General features: G+C 68.1%; 34 protein-coding genes. 15 read left to right on the top strand and 19 right to left on the bottom strand.

Annotated elements, in window-relative coordinates; all coding sequences use genetic code 11:
- Position 1: 1 nt before the first annotated feature.
- Positions 2–829 carry a hypothetical protein gene (locus AAHF99_RS05880; protein ID WP_342163128.1) on the top strand — a complete coding sequence of 276 codons (828 nt, stop codon included), beginning with the start codon at positions 2–4 and terminating at the stop codon, positions 827–829.
- Entirely contained in the window at positions 829–1,302 is a 474-nt protein-coding gene (locus tag AAHF99_RS05875; RefSeq protein WP_342163127.1) for a hypothetical protein, read from the top strand. Before AAHF99_RS05880 ends, AAHF99_RS05875 begins: the two co-directional genes overlap by 1 nt.
- On the opposite strand, the gene AAHF99_RS05870 is transcribed toward AAHF99_RS05875, so the two are convergent.
- The 5 genes from AAHF99_RS05870 to AAHF99_RS05850 all read right to left on the bottom strand — a co-directional run bounded on the left by AAHF99_RS05870 (position 1,299) and on the right by AAHF99_RS05850 (position 4,249).
- On the bottom strand, positions 1,299–2,525 hold the full coding sequence (locus AAHF99_RS05870) for a hypothetical protein (protein ID WP_342163126.1): 1,227 nt from the start codon (positions 2,523–2,525) through the stop codon (positions 1,299–1,301). The two genes, AAHF99_RS05875 and AAHF99_RS05870, sit on opposite strands and share 4 nt — an antisense overlap.
- Positions 2,522–2,740 carry a hypothetical protein gene (locus AAHF99_RS05865; protein ID WP_342163125.1) on the bottom strand — a complete coding sequence of 73 codons (219 nt, stop codon included), beginning with the start codon at positions 2,738–2,740 and terminating at the stop codon, positions 2,522–2,524. The genes AAHF99_RS05870 and AAHF99_RS05865 overlap by 4 nt, the downstream gene beginning before the upstream one ends.
- On the bottom strand, positions 2,740–3,003 hold the full coding sequence (locus AAHF99_RS05860) for a hypothetical protein (RefSeq protein WP_342163124.1): 264 nt from the start codon (positions 3,001–3,003) through the stop codon (positions 2,740–2,742). Before AAHF99_RS05860 ends, AAHF99_RS05865 begins: the two co-directional genes overlap by 1 nt.
- Positions 3,000–3,257, bottom strand: a complete 258-nt coding sequence (locus tag AAHF99_RS05855; RefSeq protein ID WP_342163123.1) for a hypothetical protein — start codon at positions 3,255–3,257, stop codon at positions 3,000–3,002. Before AAHF99_RS05855 ends, AAHF99_RS05860 begins: the two co-directional genes overlap by 4 nt.
- A gap of 251 nt (positions 3,258–3,508) precedes the next feature.
- Positions 3,509–4,249, bottom strand: coding sequence for a hypothetical protein (locus AAHF99_RS05850; RefSeq protein WP_342163122.1), 741 nt, complete (start codon positions 4,247–4,249; stop codon positions 3,509–3,511).
- Between the two features lie 348 nt (positions 4,250–4,597).
- Here AAHF99_RS05850 and AAHF99_RS05845 point away from each other — a divergent pair, with 348 nt between their 5' ends.
- The 5 genes from AAHF99_RS05845 to AAHF99_RS05825 are packed head-to-tail and all read left to right on the top strand — an operon-like array spanning position 4,598 to position 5,882.
- Entirely contained in the window at positions 4,598–4,888 is a 291-nt protein-coding gene (locus tag AAHF99_RS05845) for a hypothetical protein (protein WP_342163120.1), read from the top strand.
- The gene (locus AAHF99_RS05840) at positions 4,885–5,103 is read left to right on the top strand and encodes a hypothetical protein (protein WP_342163119.1); all 219 of its coding nucleotides are present in this window, start codon (positions 4,885–4,887) and stop codon (positions 5,101–5,103) included. The genes AAHF99_RS05845 and AAHF99_RS05840 overlap by 4 nt, the downstream gene beginning before the upstream one ends.
- Entirely contained in the window at positions 5,100–5,327 is a 228-nt protein-coding gene (locus tag AAHF99_RS05835; protein WP_342163118.1) for a hypothetical protein, read from the top strand. The genes AAHF99_RS05840 and AAHF99_RS05835 overlap by 4 nt, the downstream gene beginning before the upstream one ends.
- Positions 5,320–5,640, top strand: coding sequence for a hypothetical protein (locus AAHF99_RS05830; protein ID WP_342163117.1), 321 nt, complete (start codon positions 5,320–5,322; stop codon positions 5,638–5,640). Before AAHF99_RS05835 ends, AAHF99_RS05830 begins: the two co-directional genes overlap by 8 nt.
- Positions 5,637–5,882: a hypothetical protein gene (locus AAHF99_RS05825; RefSeq protein WP_342163116.1), complete on the top strand. Its 246-nt coding sequence runs from the start codon at positions 5,637–5,639 to the stop codon at positions 5,880–5,882. The genes AAHF99_RS05830 and AAHF99_RS05825 overlap by 4 nt, the downstream gene beginning before the upstream one ends.
- A 39-nt stretch (positions 5,883–5,921) precedes the next feature.
- Here the strand turns inward: AAHF99_RS05825 and AAHF99_RS05820 are convergent, their stop codons facing one another.
- Together AAHF99_RS05820 and AAHF99_RS05815 are read right to left on the bottom strand one after the other, a co-directional pair.
- Positions 5,922–6,272: a hypothetical protein gene (locus AAHF99_RS05820; RefSeq protein ID WP_342163115.1), complete on the bottom strand. Its 351-nt coding sequence runs from the start codon at positions 6,270–6,272 to the stop codon at positions 5,922–5,924.
- A 62-nt stretch (positions 6,273–6,334) separates the two neighbouring features.
- Positions 6,335–7,189, bottom strand: coding sequence for an ArdC family protein (locus AAHF99_RS05815; protein ID WP_342163114.1), 855 nt, complete (start codon positions 7,187–7,189; stop codon positions 6,335–6,337).
- 291 nt (positions 7,190–7,480) lie between these two features.
- Between AAHF99_RS05815 and AAHF99_RS05810 the strand changes: the two genes are divergently transcribed.
- Positions 7,481–7,708 carry a hypothetical protein gene (locus AAHF99_RS05810; RefSeq protein ID WP_342163112.1) on the top strand — a complete coding sequence of 76 codons (228 nt, stop codon included), beginning with the start codon at positions 7,481–7,483 and terminating at the stop codon, positions 7,706–7,708.
- A gap of 174 nt (positions 7,709–7,882) precedes the next feature.
- Here AAHF99_RS05810 and AAHF99_RS05805 read toward each other — a convergent pair whose 3' ends face one another.
- Entirely contained in the window at positions 7,883–8,356 is a 474-nt protein-coding gene (locus tag AAHF99_RS05805; protein ID WP_342163111.1) for a hypothetical protein, read from the bottom strand.
- A 393-nt stretch (positions 8,357–8,749) separates the two neighbouring features.
- Here AAHF99_RS05805 and AAHF99_RS05800 point away from each other — a divergent pair, with 393 nt between their 5' ends.
- The 5 genes from AAHF99_RS05800 to AAHF99_RS05780 all read left to right on the top strand — a co-directional run bounded on the left by AAHF99_RS05800 (position 8,750) and on the right by AAHF99_RS05780 (position 10,747).
- Entirely contained in the window at positions 8,750–8,965 is a 216-nt protein-coding gene (locus AAHF99_RS05800; protein ID WP_342163110.1) for a hypothetical protein, read from the top strand.
- A 3-nt stretch (positions 8,966–8,968) separates the two neighbouring features.
- Entirely contained in the window at positions 8,969–9,238 is a 270-nt protein-coding gene (locus tag AAHF99_RS05795; RefSeq protein WP_342163109.1) for a hypothetical protein, read from the top strand.
- Positions 9,235–9,462, top strand: coding sequence for a hypothetical protein (locus AAHF99_RS05790; protein ID WP_342163108.1), 228 nt, complete (start codon positions 9,235–9,237; stop codon positions 9,460–9,462). Before AAHF99_RS05795 ends, AAHF99_RS05790 begins: the two co-directional genes overlap by 4 nt.
- Positions 9,459–9,782 carry a hypothetical protein gene (locus AAHF99_RS05785; RefSeq protein WP_342163106.1) on the top strand — a complete coding sequence of 108 codons (324 nt, stop codon included), beginning with the start codon at positions 9,459–9,461 and terminating at the stop codon, positions 9,780–9,782. The genes AAHF99_RS05790 and AAHF99_RS05785 overlap by 4 nt, the downstream gene beginning before the upstream one ends.
- Before the next feature lie 161 nt (positions 9,783–9,943).
- Entirely contained in the window at positions 9,944–10,747 is an 804-nt protein-coding gene (locus AAHF99_RS05780) for a glycosyltransferase family 2 protein (protein WP_342163104.1), read from the top strand.
- A 155-nt stretch (positions 10,748–10,902) separates the two neighbouring features.
- On the opposite strand, the gene AAHF99_RS05775 is transcribed toward AAHF99_RS05780, so the two are convergent.
- The 9 genes from AAHF99_RS05775 to AAHF99_RS05735 all read right to left on the bottom strand — a co-directional run bounded on the left by AAHF99_RS05775 (position 10,903) and on the right by AAHF99_RS05735 (position 15,070).
- Positions 10,903–11,352 carry a hypothetical protein gene (locus AAHF99_RS05775; RefSeq protein ID WP_342163103.1) on the bottom strand — a complete coding sequence of 150 codons (450 nt, stop codon included), beginning with the start codon at positions 11,350–11,352 and terminating at the stop codon, positions 10,903–10,905.
- A gap of 456 nt (positions 11,353–11,808) precedes the next feature.
- Positions 11,809–11,979 (bottom strand): hypothetical protein, encoded by a 171-nt coding sequence (locus tag AAHF99_RS05770; protein WP_342163102.1) that lies wholly within the window; start codon positions 11,977–11,979, stop codon positions 11,809–11,811.
- 9 nt (positions 11,980–11,988) lie between these two features.
- Positions 11,989–12,510 carry a hypothetical protein gene (locus AAHF99_RS05765; RefSeq protein ID WP_342163100.1) on the bottom strand — a complete coding sequence of 174 codons (522 nt, stop codon included), beginning with the start codon at positions 12,508–12,510 and terminating at the stop codon, positions 11,989–11,991.
- Positions 12,507–12,725, bottom strand: a complete 219-nt coding sequence (locus tag AAHF99_RS05760; RefSeq protein WP_342163098.1) for a hypothetical protein — start codon at positions 12,723–12,725, stop codon at positions 12,507–12,509. Before AAHF99_RS05760 ends, AAHF99_RS05765 begins: the two co-directional genes overlap by 4 nt.
- A gap of 17 nt (positions 12,726–12,742) precedes the next feature.
- Positions 12,743–13,105: a hypothetical protein gene (locus AAHF99_RS05755; RefSeq protein ID WP_342163097.1), complete on the bottom strand. Its 363-nt coding sequence runs from the start codon at positions 13,103–13,105 to the stop codon at positions 12,743–12,745.
- Between the two features lie 3 nt (positions 13,106–13,108).
- Entirely contained in the window at positions 13,109–13,300 is a 192-nt protein-coding gene (locus AAHF99_RS05750) for a hypothetical protein (RefSeq protein WP_342163096.1), read from the bottom strand.
- Positions 13,297–13,533 (bottom strand): peptidoglycan-binding protein, encoded by a 237-nt coding sequence (locus AAHF99_RS05745; protein WP_342163095.1) that lies wholly within the window; start codon positions 13,531–13,533, stop codon positions 13,297–13,299. The genes AAHF99_RS05750 and AAHF99_RS05745 overlap by 4 nt, the downstream gene beginning before the upstream one ends.
- Positions 13,530–14,219 carry a hypothetical protein gene (locus tag AAHF99_RS05740; RefSeq protein ID WP_342163093.1) on the bottom strand — a complete coding sequence of 230 codons (690 nt, stop codon included), beginning with the start codon at positions 14,217–14,219 and terminating at the stop codon, positions 13,530–13,532. The genes AAHF99_RS05745 and AAHF99_RS05740 overlap by 4 nt, the downstream gene beginning before the upstream one ends.
- A gap of 170 nt (positions 14,220–14,389) precedes the next feature.
- Positions 14,390–15,070 carry an NlpC/P60 family protein gene (locus tag AAHF99_RS05735; RefSeq protein ID WP_342163092.1) on the bottom strand — a complete coding sequence of 227 codons (681 nt, stop codon included), beginning with the start codon at positions 15,068–15,070 and terminating at the stop codon, positions 14,390–14,392.
- Positions 15,071–15,188: 118 nt separating this feature from the next.
- Here AAHF99_RS05735 and AAHF99_RS05730 point away from each other — a divergent pair, with 118 nt between their 5' ends.
- Positions 15,189–15,677: an HNH endonuclease family protein gene (locus tag AAHF99_RS05730; RefSeq protein ID WP_342163091.1), complete on the top strand. Its 489-nt coding sequence runs from the start codon at positions 15,189–15,191 to the stop codon at positions 15,675–15,677.
- Between the two features lie 325 nt (positions 15,678–16,002).
- Complete coding sequence (locus AAHF99_RS05725) at positions 16,003–16,161, top strand: hypothetical protein (protein WP_342163090.1); 159 nt, start codon at positions 16,003–16,005, stop codon at positions 16,159–16,161.
- Between the two features lie 2 nt (positions 16,162–16,163).
- On the opposite strand, the gene AAHF99_RS05720 is transcribed toward AAHF99_RS05725, so the two are convergent.
- Together AAHF99_RS05720 and AAHF99_RS05715 are read right to left on the bottom strand one after the other, a co-directional pair.
- Complete coding sequence (locus AAHF99_RS05720) at positions 16,164–17,594, bottom strand: C1q-like domain-containing protein (protein ID WP_342163089.1); 1,431 nt, start codon at positions 17,592–17,594, stop codon at positions 16,164–16,166.
- Between the two features lie 6 nt (positions 17,595–17,600).
- A complete protein-coding gene (locus AAHF99_RS05715; protein ID WP_342163088.1) occupies positions 17,601–17,945 on the bottom strand; it encodes a hypothetical protein in 345 nt (114 codons plus the stop codon).
- Between the last annotated feature and the right edge of the window lie 87 nt (positions 17,946–18,032).

The following is an 18,032-nucleotide window of genomic DNA, read 5'->3' as shown; positions in this document are numbered from 1 at the left end:
CATGGCCAAGCGCCCGAAGCCGCTGACCCCGCACGACGTCGTCGCCAACATCACTGCCCTCCGCGCGGAGAGGGGCCCGCTCAAGCTCAAGGAGCAGACGTTCGCTCGCTCCCCGTCCCCGGAGCAGCGCCGGCACCTCGCCGGCGGCAACGGCGGCCCGGCCCTCGAAGACCCCGTCGCCCTCAAGCCGGGCGCGGCGCTGGTCCTGCGGACCGGCGAGCTCCTGTTCGGCGACAGGCATACGACGGATCTCGCGCGCACGTGCGCCGAGGATCCCCGCGCGGTCCGCAGGTGGGCCGCCGGCGAGGGAAGCGGCCCCGGCCCGGGCGCGACGCTCCTCCTCCGTCGCGAAGTCGAGCGCAGGATCGCGAAGCTGCGGGAGGCGCTGGAAGAGATCGACTATTTCCGTGAGCTCCGCGGATGGCCGGTCCCCCCGGCCCCGCCGCCCCCGCCGGCGCCCGAGGTCATCCTCGCGCCGGGCGTCTCGCAGGAGGACGCGGCCTGGTTCATCGACCAATTCGCTCGCGGGGACGGCGGCAGACCGACGCCCATCCGCGTGATCCTGTCCGCGAAGCGGCCGCCCAAGGGTAGGCGGTGGGCGGCCGAGGTCATCCTGTTCGACTGGTCCCGGCAGACAATCGACTGCGACCGCGGGGCCGATCTCGGTGGCGGAGCGGTTGGGTTCGCCGCGGCGACGGTCGAGCGCCCCGAGCCCCGGATCATGTGGGACGATGCCACCGGTTGCTGGGTGCGCAAGCCGGACTGGACTGACGAGTATACCCGCCTGCGCGAGCGGCAGGGGGCCACGGCGCAGGAAGGGCAGGTCTGATGGCCCGCCGTCCCGACCCTCGCCAGCCTAGCCTTTTCGACCTCCTGCCGGCCGGGCCTGAGGTGCACCTCGGCGTCGACCCCGTTTGGGCTTCCCGCCTCGTGGGGTACATCGTCGAAGGCCTGCCGGCAGGCGCGACGATCCCGTTCACGGACATCCTGGCCATCAGGCCGGATCGCCCCTGGCTCGACGGTAAAGTCTACCGCGTGCTTGCCCACGTCCGCCTGTGGGACGGCGTGGAGCACGAGCTCTCCGTCCGCATTTGCGGCACCTGCCGCGAGATCAATCTGTACTTCCTGCCCGGCACCCAGCCGCCGGGGCGCCAGCACTACGAGATTTTCTATCCAGCGGTCCGATGGGACGGGCGCCGCTGGCTCCGCGGGGAGCCGTCGGCGGACTGGCGCGGCGCCCATTGGGAAGTCGACCTGGCCGAGCCGGACCGGGTCCGGCGCCGCCGCCCCGCCTTCGCTTAGCCGAGGCGGGGCCGGTCGCCCGTGATCGGCAGGCCCCAGATGTCCACCTGCCCGGGCACCCACGTCCAGCGCCGGGACCGCACGCCCTCGATGGCGTCAGCCAGGGCGGCGTTGCGCCCCGGGCTCATAAGCCTCAGGCGGCCTCGGAGGCGCGCTGCTGCCGGGCGAGCGACGACACGGCTGAGTGCATGCTCGACACCACTCCGGTCTGGTCGTCCACCGTCTGCGTGAGCTCCTGGAGCACCTCCAGCAACGTCCGCTCCGCCGGGGTTTCCTCGGGCGCCAGCGCCGTCACGAGGGCCTCCACGAGCCGCCTGAGCGACCTGACCTCGGTCGTGAGCTCGTCGATCCTGTCCATTGGTCTCTCCGTGGTCTGCGAGGGTGAGGCCCGCCAGCCGTTCCTTGACGGCGGCCGCCGGAATTCGTGTGCCGTCCTGCCGGCGCGCCGCGGCGCCGATCAGTCTCGTGGCGAGGTGGGCGGTGCCGGTGCGGTCCACGACGACGGGCCCAGACCGCCCCTGTCTGAGGTCCAGGCCGCGAGCCCGCAGGGCCGATAGGAACCCCTCGCCATCCGAGGACGCGGTCCACGCCGCCAGGGCGGCCGCCCTGAGGTCGTCGAGCGGGACCCCTGTCCGGGTTTCGATGAGGCGCTCCTGGGGTGACAGGCGCGCCACCGGCCGCGGCGCCTCTGTCGTGCCGGAGGCCTCCATCCACGCGGCGACGTCGTCCCGGCCGGCCTGCCGCAGCGCGGAGACGATGGCCCGCGAGTGCTTGCTGGGCGTCGGGCTCGGCATGCCGTGCTCGAACTCGACCACGCGGGCGCAGCGCTCCCTGCGCAGGAAGTCCCACGCGACGTCGACGACGGCGCCGGACGGGCGGACGAGCGAGTACACTCGGTGCTCGTGGCGGCGGCCGTGCTTGACGTGCACCGCCCCGCAGTACGGCTGCGAGGCGAGGTTGAACTCGGCCTCGAAGAGCGCCCAGAAGCGGGCCCGGGCCGCGTCGTTGTCGACGATGGCCGGGTCCGGATCGGCGTGGACGTGGTAGACCGGGCGGTCCGTGCGACCGCCCAGCGACAGCGCCACGAGCTCGCGGACTTGGCCGATCAGATCCCGGCTGCCGAGGCCGCGGGGGACGAGGACGTGGACCTCGTCGTTCTCCGGCTTGAGCAAGTGCTTCGCCAACGCGTCGCCGCCCTTGCCCCTCTCCGCGCCCGAGATCATCGGCTGCCCTCGGGGTACGTGACGGTGAGGACGGCCGCCCGGGCACGGTCGAGCCGCGCCTGGTCCGGGTGCCCGGCCTCGCCGAGGATGACCTCCAGGCGATGCCGGACGTCGGCCTGCCACTCCTCGACGTCGGCGGCCGTCTCCCGGGCGTCGCCGGCGCGGGCACGGAGGCGGAGGATCGCGGCGTGGATGACGTCCCACTCGTCCACCATCAGGACCTCCCCTGGAGCCGGCGGACGAGGTCGTCGACGCCGGCGCTGAACCACCTTGCCGCCTGGACGAGGTCCACGGCGACCTGCGCGCCCTGGAGGGCGGCCCGGTTCAGAGCGGGATCGCCGGGGACGAGCGGCCCGGGGACGGCGAAGCCCTCGGCCGCGATGGCGGCCGCGAGCCGGCGGGCCTGCCGCCGGCGGACGTGAACGGGGAGCCGGGCGCGCCGGAGCTCCCTGTCGATGCTGCTCTCCAGCGGGCTCATGCGGACCTCCCGAGGCCGATGACGATGGGCATGACGGCCGACCTGATCCGGTCGAGGCCGGCCTTGACCTCCTCGACCGGGACGGATGCGCGCCCGAGGGGCTCGTAGAGGGCGCCGAGGTCGCGCAGGACGCCGGCGAGGACGGCCTGCTCCTCGGGCGGGATCCGCGGCCGGGGGCCGGACGCCGCGTCGACGGCGCTCTCCAGGCCGAGGGCATCAAGGGCCCGCTGGCGAAGCCACGCGCTGTCCGACACGCCCTCCGCGGCCGCCGCGCTGGCGATGCGGCCGCGGAGGTCATGGCTGAGTTTGACACCCAGCACGGAGGGCAGGGGGCGCAGAGGAGAAGGCTTACCGGGGTCCACGGGGCGGAGCCCCTGGCTAGCAACAGACGCCGGAGCGGCTGTCTGGCGGGACGGTTGTCCCGCCATGGCTGGCTTAACCAGCACTTTTTCCGCATGGGGCAACGCCCCCGGCACAACCACCGTATCCATCCGAACCTCCCCCGTCACCGCCTGGGCCCGGCCGGCGCATCGTTCGCCGGCTCCTCCTCGTCACCGCCCTTGGGCCCCGTGGGAGCCATCGGCGGCGCGGCAGGGGCAGCCCCGCCGACAGGGCCTCCACCAGTACCCTCGGTGCCGCCCTGGCCGCCCTTCCGGCGCGCGAGGTTCTCCTGCATCCTCGCCAACTTGGCGGCCGCATGCTGGGCGATCCCGGCTTCGATCTCGGGCGAGGCGGTGAGGGGCTCCGGCATCGCGTCGCCGGTCCGCTTGGCGCTGGCGACGGCCCTGTCGTAGGCGGCAAGGCCCGCAATCCAGCCCTCGTAGTCCGTCCGCGACAGCGTGGTCAGGTGCTCGCGGTAGGCGGCCGTCCTGCCCCGATCCCCATGGAGGGAGGCGGGCAGAAGGGCGACGCGGCCGCCGCCCATGTGGACGGCGCGGATGTACTCCCCGACCGGCCCGAGGCGGCAGAGCGCGAGGTGGAGCTCCTCCGGGGAGGGCTGGGTGCTCATGCGGTCGAAGGTGCGGGCGACCTTGGCAACGTCGAGCGGGAACCGGCCATTGGGGTCCGGGCGCAGGCGCGCGGCGGTCTCCGCGTTGCGCCGGCGGCGCTCGGCGGCCTCGTCGACGGGCGGGGCAACCGGCGCGGCGGCCGGGACAACAGACGGGGCAACCCGCCGGGCGGAGGGCTGACGCCGGACGGGCGGCGCGGGGGTGAAACCGAAGAAGGTGAGGGCGGTCTTGAGCATGGGCGGCGGTCTCCGTGGGGTTGTCCCTCCATGGATTGTCCGGGCGAACTCCCGCGCCGCCAGGGCAATCGCGTCCCGGCGAACCGCTCCCTCTAGGGCCATCGTTGCCCCACCCCTGCCGGGCGCCCCGGACCCACCGAAACAGGGCCTCTCGGGCAGAAAACGGGGGTTTCGGCGACGAATCGGTCTGCGCGATGCGGATTTCTGTTGTGCCTTTCCGCGTGCGCCCGACGTCGGCCTCTCTGCGTCCACGCGGGGCCGCACGTCGTCCGACAGAGGGCGCACGGGGGATCTGGTGACAGGCGGCCGGCGGGGGGACGATCGGTGCCTCACCCACCGGAGGGCGCTATGGCCGAGGGCTTCAAGGGCAAGCTGAACATCTACACTTGCGGGACGTGCCGCGGGCACGTGGTCACCAAGGACCTCGACGAGGGGGTGACCCCATTCATGATGGAATGCCGCGCGACCGCCGGCTGCCGCGGCGACATGAGGTCGAGCATGTACCGCGTCTACGACCAGGAGATGCGGCCGGACTTCGAGTGGTACCGGCCCACAGCCGTCGAGGTCGTCGAGCCCCCGCTCCGCGATCACGTCAGCCGCGGCGGGCTCCTGATCCGTCCGGCCCGGAGGGCGGCATGACCGCGACCGTAGTGGGATCCACGGTCTCCTTCCGGCTCATCCAGGCATCCCCCCTGATGGCGGTCCTGGCGCAGGGCGATGTGGCCCCTCAGGGGGTCGCGGAACACCTCGACCGGCTCAACCGCCGGCACGAGGTCGTCGAGCGGGTGCTGCCTCGGTCGAGAAACCGGCACCAGCGCCGGGCGGCCGCGGCGAAGGCGAGGAGGCGGGCATGACGCGTCGCACGGATTTCTGGTGGGTCTCGCATGTCTACCGGGACGGCTCAGTCCAGGAGCCCGAGGTTGCCGAGGTCTCCTGGGAGGGGGACCGGCTCAAGAGCGTCCTCCTGACCGGCATGGAATGCAGCTACGGGCCGGACCAGATCCGCCTCATCGAACGCATCGCGCCGCCTCGGGCGAAGGCGGCCGCCCTACCGGCGACGGGGTCGTTCCATGGCTGAGACCGTCCCCCGGTTCGGGCCTGCCTCCTGGCACCGGCCCAACCCCGGCCCGCTCGCCCGGGCCGCGGTCGAGGCCATCGGGGCGCCATGGTACGTCGCCGAGCTTCGGGTCGAGATGTCCGGCCCCGTGACCGGCAACCGAATGTCCGTGAATGGGTGCCCTGTCCCGCTGCGGGATGCGACGCTCGTCATCAGCGCCGCCGCCTGCGACCCGGTCCTCATTGGGCCCGAGCCAAACCCGTGGGACATCGCGTTCATGAAGCGGGCGATCATCATCCGGCGGCTGCTTAACTTCGAAGGAGAGGCAGCATGATGGACCACGAGGACACGCCGCTGCGCCGGGCCGTCGTGACGGCTTGGGCGCTGTATCAGGGCTACACGGTCCGAGCGACGACCTGGTATCCCGAGTGCGAGGGTATCGAGGCCTGGGCGTGGGACGATCCCACCGGCACTGAGGTCGGCGAAAATACCGGTGACCACACATTCCTGCCGGAGATGCCTGACGCGCTGTTCGAGAAGCTGAACCGCGAGTGCCGCTGGCAGGGGGTGTCATGACCGACCGCGAGAGGGCGGCTGGTCCTGTTCTGAGTGGTGCTACTGAGCGCCCGCGAGCGACGCGTCAGAGCACGGAACCTCGTGACGGTCGCCCTTGCCGCACCAGGCCTGAAGCTCCTCAAGCGTGCGGGCGCAGGTGTCTTCGACGCCGCAATTTTGAGCCGTCATGCCGGCTGTCAAGAACAGGCACCTGTCGTGGAGGGCCTTCATGAGCCGCCGGGGCATGCGGTGGCGGCAGAGCGCGTTGGACGGCGGCAAGTCGGCCGCTCGGCGCCATGCTTCCAGGTAAAGGCTTTCCGGCGGGTTTGGCGGTGGAGGGGGATAGCGCCGGGCCTGGGCGGTGCTCGGGATGGCGAGGAACGCGAGGAGGAAGAGGGCTGCGAGGCGCATCGGAGGTCTCCGGATCTGAGACGTAGGATCGGGGGCCCCGGGGATCACCCGGGGCCGACTGCTCAGGCCGCGTCGGCCATTTGGCTCTGAAGGGAGGTGAGGTACCCGGCCGCCTTCGAGGCCGCGCTGGCGGCGGTGAAGATCGCCTTGGGATCGCTCCGCAGGAGGCTGATCCAGGAGGCGATGTAAGAGGCGTGTGTGGGGTGGGGGGTCGCTTCGAGCCCGAGCTCGGCCATCAGGAAGGCGGACCCAAGCTCCGCGACGAGCTCCTCGGCGGCGTAGGCGTGGCTCCGGAACCGGCCGGAGAGTTCTCGGTCGAGGCGTCCCTTAGCCCCGGACCAGTGGACCAACTCGTGCGCCATCGTCGAGGCATACCCGTGAGCGGTGTGGAAGGAGCTCCGGCTCGGGATCCGGATGAGGTCCTGATCCGGGATGTAGCAGGCCATCTCGCCGCCCCTGAGGACATCGGCCCCGGTCCGCTCGACGAAGCCCTCAAAAACCTCGGGGATGACCCACTCAGAGGCGGGAAGGGGCTCACCGGCCTCAGGCGCGCCCTCGACCTGGCTGGCGTTGAACCCGTAGCTCGCCCGGGCCACGACCCTGCGCCGGCCGTCCTCGTCCTCGCCGAGTTCCTTGAAGAAGGTGATGAGGGTGCTGCGCTCGCCCTTGCGGACTTGGGCGCCCAACTCGGCCCACTGCTTATAGGTCGCCCAACGCGGATCCCCGTAGGATTGGGTCTGCTCGGCGCACCAGAGCATCAAAGTGTTGATCCCGCGGTATGCCCGGCCGGTGAGGGCGTTGACCGGGAGGCTGCTGCCGCCCTTGCGGTGCCAGGGGCATTGCCACTGCTCGGACGTGCCGGCTTCGAGGGTGGCGACGATCTGATCGGTGACTGCCTGGTGAACGTCGAAGGCCATGGTGCTCTCCCGTCGGCCGCCCCTTGCGGCCTCGTGGGGGGCCTGGGAGACGGGACGGGGCGACCTGCACCCGGAGGGCGGAAACGGAGTGGACGACGGCGACAGCCGTTGCGGGGAATAGCCCCTCCCGGCGTACGAACCCCCAGATCGAGAGGCCGCCCGGGCAGGCCAGAGGGAGACCCGCGGCTCAGTCGCTCACCGGGCCGTCCGCATATGCGGACGACGCTACCAGTGGTGCAGCCACTCCGGACCAGGCACGGGCCCCGAACCGTCCGCCATGGTGCTCTGCCGGTGCCCGCCTACGACCGGCGGTGCCCGGCGGTCCTGTTCGATGATCTCGTGTCGCGCGCGGATCCCGGCCTCGATGGCGTTCGCCTCGGGCGTCTCAGGCTGGGGCAGAATGGGCGCCAGGCACCGGGGATGCGTGCGCACCCACGCCCGGATCTCACGGAGGGCCTCCAAGCGGGGCGCGGGGACGTCGGGCAGGAGCGCGGCGCGGGCGGCCGCATCATCGAGTGACGTCAGTCGGGTGTCGAGGCTGTCGGTCGGTCTGGCCATGCCCGGACAGTGGCACGCCCGGGTTTCGCGGCGGTTGACGTGTCCGGTTAACGCGAAGGGCCCCCGGGGATGCCGGAGGCCCTTACGCCGGGCTGGGCCGGGGAACCGCTTATGCAGCGGAGAGCGGTACCTGGGTCACGGGACGGCAGGCGTCAAGCCGTCCATCGCCTCGGCGTCGAATGGGTCCATCGGCCATGGCCGCCGTGCCTCCTCGCGTCGGGCCGCTTCGCGGATCCGCCGGGCTTCGAGCATGGGCGCCTGGGCATACAGCAAGGCGCAGCGCCAGACGGCGAAGTGGCTGCCCCGCGTCACCCTCTTCGGCGTCGGCCCCCGCGCCGGCAGGACGATCCAGTCGCGCGAGGTCGTCACGTCGCCAGGGCCACCGTCCCCGCGCCGGTCGCGACGGCAGTGGACGACGAGGCCCACGAGGGTGTCGGCGGCCGACCTGATCTCGAACCCGTAGGGCCGGTGCCCGTCCGCTCGCATGTGCGTGAGCGCCCAATGCCGGCCGAACCTCGCCAGGTCGAGGGCAAGGATGTTCCGGCGCCGGGTCGCCCAGACGAACTCGTGTCCGTCGATGGGCATGGTGAGGTCGAATAGCTCGGGCATCCCGGGAGGCTGCCACGGGGCCGGTTTCAGGCCGGTTCACGGGAGGGGTTACCGTCCCGTTAGCGTGCCCTCGCACGGGCCACGCGGGGCATGCGAACGAACCGTGTCCCGACCAAAGGTCGACCAAAGAATGGCGCACGAAAGGGGTGCACGGGCCTGCATGGCGGCGAAACGGAAACGGCCGCTCCCCTCTGTGCAAGGAGGGGAACGCCCGTTATGAAGGGGTCCACGCCCCCGTTCGGGACGTGGGGGTCGCAGGTTCAAATCCTGCCACTCCGACCAATCTTTCCCGAGACTTAGACCCTAGTCTGCGTAGCATTGAGATCGTACCGGGACGTTTATCGGGACGACAACGATGAATTTCCGCAATGCACAATGGGTCTGAGGTTGCGATTGTCCGACCGCTCCGGCGATGCCGAACTGGCCCCTTCGTACTCCCTTGACGCCCAAGACGCTGCTGAAGCCCTCATCGCGCTCGGCTGGCCGATCCAGCCTCACGGGCACGACATGGAGTGCTGGCGGATCGGCGAGCTCATCATGACCGACGAGGAACTGATTGGGCTGGCAACGCGGCGCGGCATCCGGCCGGCGAGCGAGCAGGTGCAGTAGGCCATGGCGAATGAGCCGCCCCGGACCGTCGGCCGGTTGCGCGAGGAAGGGGTCATCTCGAACGACGAGGTCACGGCTGCGGTTGAGGCTTACCTCGCGGATCCGAAGGGGCCGCCGTTCGAGTTCGCCAGCGGGCACGTCTTATACGTGGCGAGGGCTGTGCACGCTTACCGGCAGGCGAGGGAGGCGATGGCGGTTCGGGGCGTCACCGAGGTCTATCGCAGGACGATCGTGCGCACCGCCGTGATCCTGGCGACGCCTACAGACAAGTGACCGTCCCCCTTCGCGGCAAGCAGCTCGCGGCCCTGCGCGCCATCGCGGCCACGCCCGGCGGGCTGCGGATCACGGCCTACCCGAGCGCGATGCCGCTGCTGGTGCAGATGGGGCTGGTCGAGGAGCGCGCGGCCTCGCGCATCGCCCACCGCGACGGGCGGGCGTGGTTCCTCACCGTCGAGGGGCGGGAGACGGTGAAGGCCTATGGGGCGGACGAGGCATGACCGAACCCCGATACCCGGCCCAGGCCTACTCGAACGGTCGAGGCGATCCCGTCCCGCGCCACCGCCGCAACCCGCGCCGGGCCTACGACCGCGAGGGGCGCGAGATCGCGCCGATGGATCTGGCGAACGCGGCCGAGAACGGCGTCCAGATCATCCGCGCCATCTGCCCGCCGCCCTGCCGGCACGAGGGGCAGGTGCCGTTGGCCGCGTTCCCGAGCACGATGGCTGTCCGCGACGTCGGGCTGTACCTGCGATGCACCGTGTGCGGGCGGAAGGGGCTGGAGTCCGAGCCGGTTTGGTCAAGGCGCGACGGGCTCTGAAACGGAAGACCCGCCTTGGCGTGAATTGGGCGGCTTGATGAGAACTATGCAAGGCACTTCTTGTTGCTGATTTACAACTAGTTTGGGCTTGCGCTACCGTTAAACGTCACCGTAATTTCCTGCAAAATATCTATCGAAATATAACATAGCCCGGTGCAACAATGAAATATGCGGCGGCGTGCGTTCATGTCAAAAATGAAGAAACTATTATCAGTGAATGGCTTTCTTTCCATCGCGCAGTTGGCTTCGAGCATCTGATTGTCATAGACAATGGAAGCTCGGATAAAACAGCAGAAATTGTCAAAAGATTCCGTGACAGATCTTCGGTTAGTTATTTATTTTGTCCAGTAGGGCACCCGTCTGATTTCTACGTGCAGACGCTAAAGACATTTGGCGATCAATTTGAATGGATGGCCTTCATTGACGCCGATGAATTTCTGTATCCTGTTGCCGGAGACGACATAAGAAATACGCTCTCGAGTTATCGTGAATCTTCAGGCATCGGCGTGTATTGGCATACATATGGTTCTTCTGGCCACGAGATAAAGCCAGACGGGCTAAACATCGACAATTTTACACATCGAGCTTTGAGTAACTTCCACGGAAATCGTCACATCAAGTCTATCGTTCGGCCACGAGACGTATGGTACCCTCTGTCATCGCATATGTTCCATGTGAACGGGGCTTTCATAGACGAACAACGGCGAGTGCTTCACCGTGAGCCGCCATTCGGTTTTTTTGCCGATATGGAGCCATCACATGAGTTTTTACGGATCAATCACTATCACTGCCGATCAAGACAGCAGTATCGAGAGAAGGTCGAGCGCGGATATTTCGGCGCAGAAAAAGAAAAGTTGGAGATGATGCGATCGAAAACCGAGGAAATGTGGCGGTACAGCGACCAGAATGATGTTGAGGACAAGTCTGCGCAACGGTTCCGGAATTTAATGGAGTTCTATCTGTAAGCGCGAGAATGCTTGAAACGCAAAAGGAGCACCCCCGGCCAAAGCCGGGGCGCCCATGCGGGTGTGAAATAGAGGGTAAAGCGACGGTCAGTGCATCAGGCCGATCTTCGTCAGCACCGCCGAGCCGAAGGCCGGGACCGCCCGGGCTACCGCGCCTAACGCCTCGGCCGATCCCGCCTCTGGATCACATGAGCCCGTTGCCGGATCGTTGTCTCCGTGTCCGGCCACAGCCTGCACACTACTTCGAACGCCGCCTCGGCCATGTCGAGCCGATACAGCTCGGCGAGGTGGAGTTCGATCCCGCCGCCTTCGATGTTCCACGTCTCGACGGTGTAAGGCATGCCGCCTGGCGTCGGCAGGCTCGTCGTCGGCTGGCGGGGCATCGTGATCTTCGCTTGGCAGACGGCGACGTACTTGCGCGGCTTCGGCGCGCCCGGCGCCTGCTGGTGCCGGCACGAAGCGCTTAGGATCCGCAGCAGGTCCAGCACCTCGACCTCCAGGCCGAACCGGATGTGCAAGTTGCGCACGTCGTAGCAGCCGAGCCGCCGGCAGGTCTGGCATTCGACCCGCACCTGTCCGCGAGCGTAGTCGCCGAGCCGGTCCACCGTGAGCCCTCCGCGTTGGAACGGAGGCAGAACAACCAGTCCAGCGGCATCGGCTCAACCCCCGTGAGGACGGCCTGTGGAGATCGCCGTGGAGCGGTGTGGATGGCGCCGGAAAAGCCGAACGCGCAGGCGCAGTTAGCGGGACCGGACCGCTCGGCCCCGCCCCGATCGGATCACGGGGCGGGGGAGCGTCTGATCTCACCAGCGTTGGCCGGCTACGTGTTGCGGCACGGGCTAAGGATGGGCGAGGCCGGTTAGCGGGACGTCTCGGACGCGATTTCGTGTGGTCCCGCGCCGGGACCGGGCACGAAAAAGCCCGCCGCGGCTGAGCCGGGCGGGCGAGAAGTCCCTTGGGAGGAGACGAAGGTATACGGCTGGCGCCGCGCCGCGACCACTTCGCGGGATGCAAGGCAGGAACGCAGAAAACCCGCCTCGGCGGCTGCCGGGCGGGCACTGTCATGCATTCGGGTCGGCGGGCGGGTCAGGTGGCTCATCCACCTCCATCCAGTTCTTCGGCGGCCCGGTCTTCTGGCCCCACACGACACCGATGGTCAGGGCGAAGGCCGACATCAGCAGCCCCAGCATGAAGGTGACGCCCCAATCGGGGCGAGGCGGCGGGCAGGGCATCGGGTCGGCTCAGCCGAACAGATGCGGTGTGAAGCCCGCTTGCGAGTAGCTGTCGACCACGAAGCTCGCCACGACCATCAGGAAGACGGCTGCGGCGACAATGGCGCCCCAACGGATCCATCGTCGAGGGGGAACCCGCTCCTCTCCGATCGCCTCGTCAGCGATCAGGTGGAAGTAGGCGCCGCACGCCACGAGGAAGAGGCCGTAGGCCACCACCCAGGAATTCGCGAGCCAGGGCGGCATGCCAAGCCAGCGCCACGCGATGGACCACCACCGGCCGATCTGCGTGCCGCCCCACGAGACGAAGATGCCCAGCGCGAGCCAGTGCACCTTGTGTAGCGGTAGGCGACCCAGGAGGATGTCTCGGGTGGTGGTGAAGTAGGCGACGCACACACCCGCCGCGAGCGCCACGATGGCCGCGTTCAGCCACTCGATCATGTCCTCGGGACCAAGAGCCCAAAGCCCGAATGCAAAGAGCAGGTTGGGGATGACGAACAGCGTCACCAGTCTCGTCTGAAGAAACGCCTTCATCGGTCCCGTTCCAGCAACTGGTTGAGGGTGTCGATCCGTTCGTTCCGGCGTCGCTCGGCTGCGTTAGCGGTGACGCGGAGATCGTTCACGCGGCGCTCGGTTTTCCGTGCCTCGTTGCCGACAGCGAGGGACGAGATGGCGTGAAGTTCGGAGGCGCGCCGGAGGGCATCGCTCTCTGCGCTGCACCTTGACGGGATCAGGCGGTCGAGCAGCATTTTGAGCCTCCGCAATATCATCGGAGCCCCCCGCGACAGACCTGTTCCAGACGCCTTTCGACCGAAGTCACGGCGTCCGTCAGGGCTTTGATCATGTCCTGCGTGCGATCATCGCCGTGTTCGTTGTCCCGCTGCAGCAGAGCGACGACTCGCATCATCTCGGTCTGGCCCTCGCGGAGACCGGCGGCGATGGTCGCGATCTCGGCGTTCGTGCTGGCCTGCCGGGTCAGGGCTTCGGTGGCGAGCCTACCGTCAATGACTCGCGCTTCCTGGCAGGCCTGCCAGCCCTTGTGCAGATAGACGACGGCCACGATCAGCAGCGCACAGATGCCCCAGGGGCCGTAATCCTTTAGAAGTGCTGCGATCTCGACGCCCGTCACCGGTCAGCGGCTCCCGCAGGTGGCGCGCCACGCGGCGTTCAGCGAGCGCAGCTGGCGGCGGGTGCGCGCGTCGTCGGTGGCGGCGTACCGGATCGGGGCCGGCATCACCTGGCAGAACCGGGCGACCGGCACGGCCGGGGTCGGCAGGTCGCATTGCAGGACGGCGAGGCCGAGGGCGAAGCCGATGCAGGTCATGCCTTGGTCTCCGGCAACAGGTCACGGGGATCGTCGGGCCCGTCCGCAGCGGCCTCGGCGGCGGCTCGCGCGCGGGCTTCCTGCCCCTCGGCGGCGGTGGTCGATTCCGTCGCCTGCGTCTTGGCGCCGAGATCGCGCAGGGCTTGCTCGGCGCGCAGGTTGGCGAGCCATTGCGTCACCAGCTTCACGCCGAAGCTGATGAGCGCGGTCGCCCAGATGGGCAGCGAGATCATGCCGCCTTCGCGAGCTTCGGATCGGCCTGGAGCGCCTTGATCGCCGGCTGCAGCACGGTGCTCTCGTCGGCGTGCTCCTCAAGGTCGAGGACGCGGAAGACGATCGACGAGATGCCGCCGCCCTTGATCATCGCGTCCACGACGCGGCCGGGCAGGACGTTGACGCCCCGCTGCACGGCGGCGGCGATGACGGCCGGTCCCGCCTCGACGGTGACCTTGCCGTCCTTCAGCGAGTTCGGCACGGCCTTGATCGCGTACTGCGCCAGGGCCTCGGCGGCGATCTGGATCCGCTGCTGCGTGGCGATGGACGAGGCCCAGGGCGCCCACTTGGCGATGGCCCAGGATGCGACGCCCGCGAGGGCGGTCGCCGCCCAGCCGGCGAGCTGCGGGCCGAAGTCCACGATCCATTGGCCGTAGGGGATGGTGACGCCCGGGGACGCGGCCGCTGCATCCTGCGCGAGCGCGGGGTGGACGCCGAGGCCGACGACGGCGAGCGTCACCAGCATTGAGATGTCGCGTCGGGCGAAGATCTTCGCCACCAGCAGCACTGCGCCGATCAGGCCGAGGCCCATGAAGACGACGGTGACCATCTGATAGCCGAGGGTGGGCCATTCGGTGCCGGCGGCGGCCAGGGCGGGAGAGCAGACGCAGGCGAGCGCCAGCGCCGCGAACATGCGAGCGTGCATAATTGAACCTCGAATTTGTAAGAGTGCGCGGCGGTCCCGGCCGGCTCGGGTCTCAGGGCGCCAGGGACGGCGCGAGACAGGCGATCATCACGGCTAGCGCCGCGAGGACGATGACGGTCAGGATGCGTCCGATGATGGCCCGGGCGTATCGCTGATGCCGGCACACGGCGTCAGGCTTCGTTGGTGGACACGGCGCCAGCGGCAGCACTGGCTACGCGGCCGGCGGTTGGTAGAGGCGCGGTCTCCGGCCAGCGGATGCCGGCGCACCGGGACTTGAGCACCCACGTCTCCGAGACGCTGTTGCCCTGGTTGCCGCCGAGCACCCGGTAGGCGTCTTTCCGCTCGCCGACATAAAAGCCCACGTGGCCGCCGCCGGTCCGCTTGAAGACGAGCACAGCGCCGACTGCGGGCTCCTTCAACTCGCGGCCGAACTTGAGCCAGTTGAGCGCATAGTAGGGGTTCGCCACCATGTGCTCGTCGGGCAGGGTCAGCGCGACACAGGTCTCCACGAAGTCGCCGCACCAGGGCAGCTTCGCCGGGTCGCCGAGCGTATTGCCGTCGCTCTTCAGGAAGGCCTTCAGCTCCGCGTTGTTGCGCGTCTCGCTGAGCCCCATTTTGGTCCGAGCGAGCTCGATCCAGACAGGCGGCGGCGAGGCCGGCGCGGCTGCGGTCGAGAGGCCGAGGGCGGCGAGCGTCTTCTCGCCGACCACGCCATCGACCTCCAGCTTGCTGGCTTTCTGGAAGGCCTTCGCCGCCGCGATAGATGCGCGGCCCCAGATGCCATCCGCCCCGGCCTTCCCGAGGTCATAGCCGCGCGCCAGGAGAGCGCGCTGGATTGATTGGATGTCCATTGTTTTGGCCTCTCAGTATTTGATTGAGAGGCCTTCGTTCGATAGATTACGAGCGGCCCGAGAGAGTTCGGCAAAAACTATCTCGGGCCTGACCACAACGACCTGTTGGGAGGCCGGCATGGCTGCCGTAGATGATATCTATCTTCCGAAGGACCTCAAAGAGGTTCGCTCCACCTTCGATGGAAAGTGGACGCTTGATGCGGCGTCAGGCTGCTGGGTGTGGCAGGCGTGCCTGAACCGTGCAGGGTATGGGCGCTTCAACTGGCCGTACCCGCGGCAGAGCGTACTCGCACATCGCGCGGCGATGCTGATCTACCGCAGATGTGATGCCAAGCAGTTCGATGTCTGCCATCACTGCGATAACCCGAGTTGCGTGAACCCGGATCATCTGTTCATCGGCAATCGCCACATGAATATGCAGGACGCTATCGCTAAAAAACGGTTTGCAGTCGGGCGAAAGTACCCTCACGCGATCTTGGATGAGGGTGCCGTCAGGGCCATCCGCACCGATAACCGGACCTACAAGCAGATCGGTGCGACCTACGGTGTCTCATGGCGCACCGTCAGAATGGTCCGCCAAGGACGCTCATGGAAGCACGTGACGTGACAGCAACGGTCATGTCGTCCTCACGATGGGGGTGGGATCAGTGGCGGCCCGGAGCCGGGGCGCAGATGCGATACGTGCCAACGCCGGGGTCACGGACCTCGACGCAGGTGGGGCGGCGATGATGCGCGGCCGTGGCATGCGCACTGATCGGCCAAAGCAGAAGGGCGGCGAAGAACGCCGCGCGAGCATGGGGGATCGGCAAGGCCGTCACCTCGTTATCGATAGTTGGAAGCGGCGGGTTGCGAGCCAGCACGTGGCTGGCACGCAACTGGCTTGACTGCATTCGCGGTCGGGTGACCGACAGATGTCGATTGTGGAGACGCACATGAGCAGCATCTCAATGTCGCAAGGCGAGGATGGCCTCTGGAGCCTTTGCCTCCCAGGGCTTGTCATCACCGATCTCTCCAAGGAGGCGGCCGATGAAATCGCGGCCACCTACGGTCGCGTCGTGCACGCGGCACGCGAAAAGACCGATGCCGGATAACGTCAGCTTGCCGGGTATTGAGCGACCACAGGGGTGACGCTCAGGTAATTCTGCGTGGCATCGTTCGGCAGGGTCGCGCCCATGTCGGCGTAGAACTGCAGGAACACCTGATCGCCTGCCGCGAGGTCGAGGATCGCGCTGCTCACGCTTTGCGTGCCGAACGTCGTAGCGTTGTAGCGGGTGAACATACGCTTGAACTGCGCGCCATTCTTGACGATCACCAGAACGATCTGGCCACCCGTGGCCGTGGCCGGATTGTACTGGCAACCGATCTCGATGTTGTAGGAGCCGGCTCGCTTCACCGTCCACGTCTGGGTGGCGGGGTCGTACTCCCCGTCGCGGTCCGACGTCTCCGTGGCGAAGGCGATCTTGGTGAAGGCGGCGGAGGGGATCGTCTGCGCCGCCGAGAGCGAGGCTAGGATCCGCGTTTTCGGGTTGTCGATGCGGGGCTGGATGTCGAGCGCGATCTGCGCCGAGGCCAGATCGGCGAACGTGAGAAACCCTCGGCCGAATGCTGTGGTCGTCAGGCTCGCAATGGCGTCGAGATCGGCGTCGTAAGCCTGCACATTGGTGCCGATCGCCAGCCCGAGCAGAGCTCGCATCGCCGCATAGTTCGCCGCTGTCAGCAGAGAGCGACCGTTGGCAGATGCGTCGGTGATGTCCGCCGCCGCGATGGCCAGGGCAGTCTTGAGTGCAGCAGCGGTGATTGCCCCTTGTAGGCCAGCTACCGACACCACCTGATCTGAACTGTCGACCTTCTCCCAGTAGGTCCCGTCCGAGACGGCCCAATCGCCGACCTTCCAATCCGTGATGGCGCCGGCCGGACCTTGTAGGCTTGCCGAGCCTGCGGTGGTGACGATGAAGTACCAGCCCTTGTTGGCAGACGATGGCGCGGGCAGCGTCGGCTGGTTGCTGCTGGCATTCCAGCCGCCCTGGTAGCGAACGGCGCCGAGGATCGCATCGGGGATCTGCGATGCCGCGAGCTTGCTCTGCGCGTCGAGGGTGGCCACGCCATTGGCCTGCCCGGCAGCGAGCGAGGCGGCCGAGCCCAGGGCGAGAAGCGTCCGCACCGAGGCGGCATCGGCGCCTGTGAGGAGCGAGAGCCCGAACGGTTGGGCGGCTACCGCAGCGAGGGCCTGGAGGTCGCTGTCGTAGGCCTGCACATCGACACCGATGCGGAGGCCGAGCAGTTGGCGCATCGCGGCATAGTCGATGGCGCGCACCAGGGTCTTGCCCGGCAGCGTGATGTCGGAAATTTGGTCGAGCGAGATTTCGTCCAGCGCATCCAATGCCTGCTGGAGCGCGAGGAGAGCGGCCTGGACGGACAGGTCCGTGACAGGCGCCAGAACCTCGACCACCGCAGCAGTCTGAGATCCGATGGGTACGCCACCAACGTTGCGCACCTGCGTACCGAGTTCGAGCACATCAGCCATCGACCGTCAGCCTTCCGCGATGATCTTGCCGGTGAGGCGGTCGCTGACCGTGCCGTCCGGCGCGGTGTAGCGGACCAAGTAGGTGGAGGCGCCGGGCGGAAACGCCTGCGTGTCGGCGGGCGACATCTGCCATGTGACGAGCCGCGTGATCGCGTTGACGATGAGGCCGCCATCGACCGCTATCGACTTCATCACGTCGCCCCCGGCGCGAGCCACGGTGAGGACGACCTGCGCGCCATCGAGAGTCGCAAGCGTCTCTTCACCCGTGATGATGTTGCGATTTTTCAGGCGGAACCCGATGATGTCTGAGTTGCCGCGCCGGATGGTGAAATCGTGCTGACCGGGCTGCATTGAACCGCTCGTGCTGACACTGCAGGGACTATCGACTGCTTCCAACTGAAAACTACGGATAGCATTTCATAGCGAACAGAGATCGGG

The organism is Methylobacterium litchii (assembly GCF_038442315.1).
Lineage (GTDB): Bacteria > Pseudomonadota > Alphaproteobacteria > Rhizobiales > Beijerinckiaceae > Methylobacterium > Methylobacterium litchii.
Note: the sequence above shows the minus strand (reverse complement) of the source record. Positions and strands in the feature narration are given on the sequence as shown.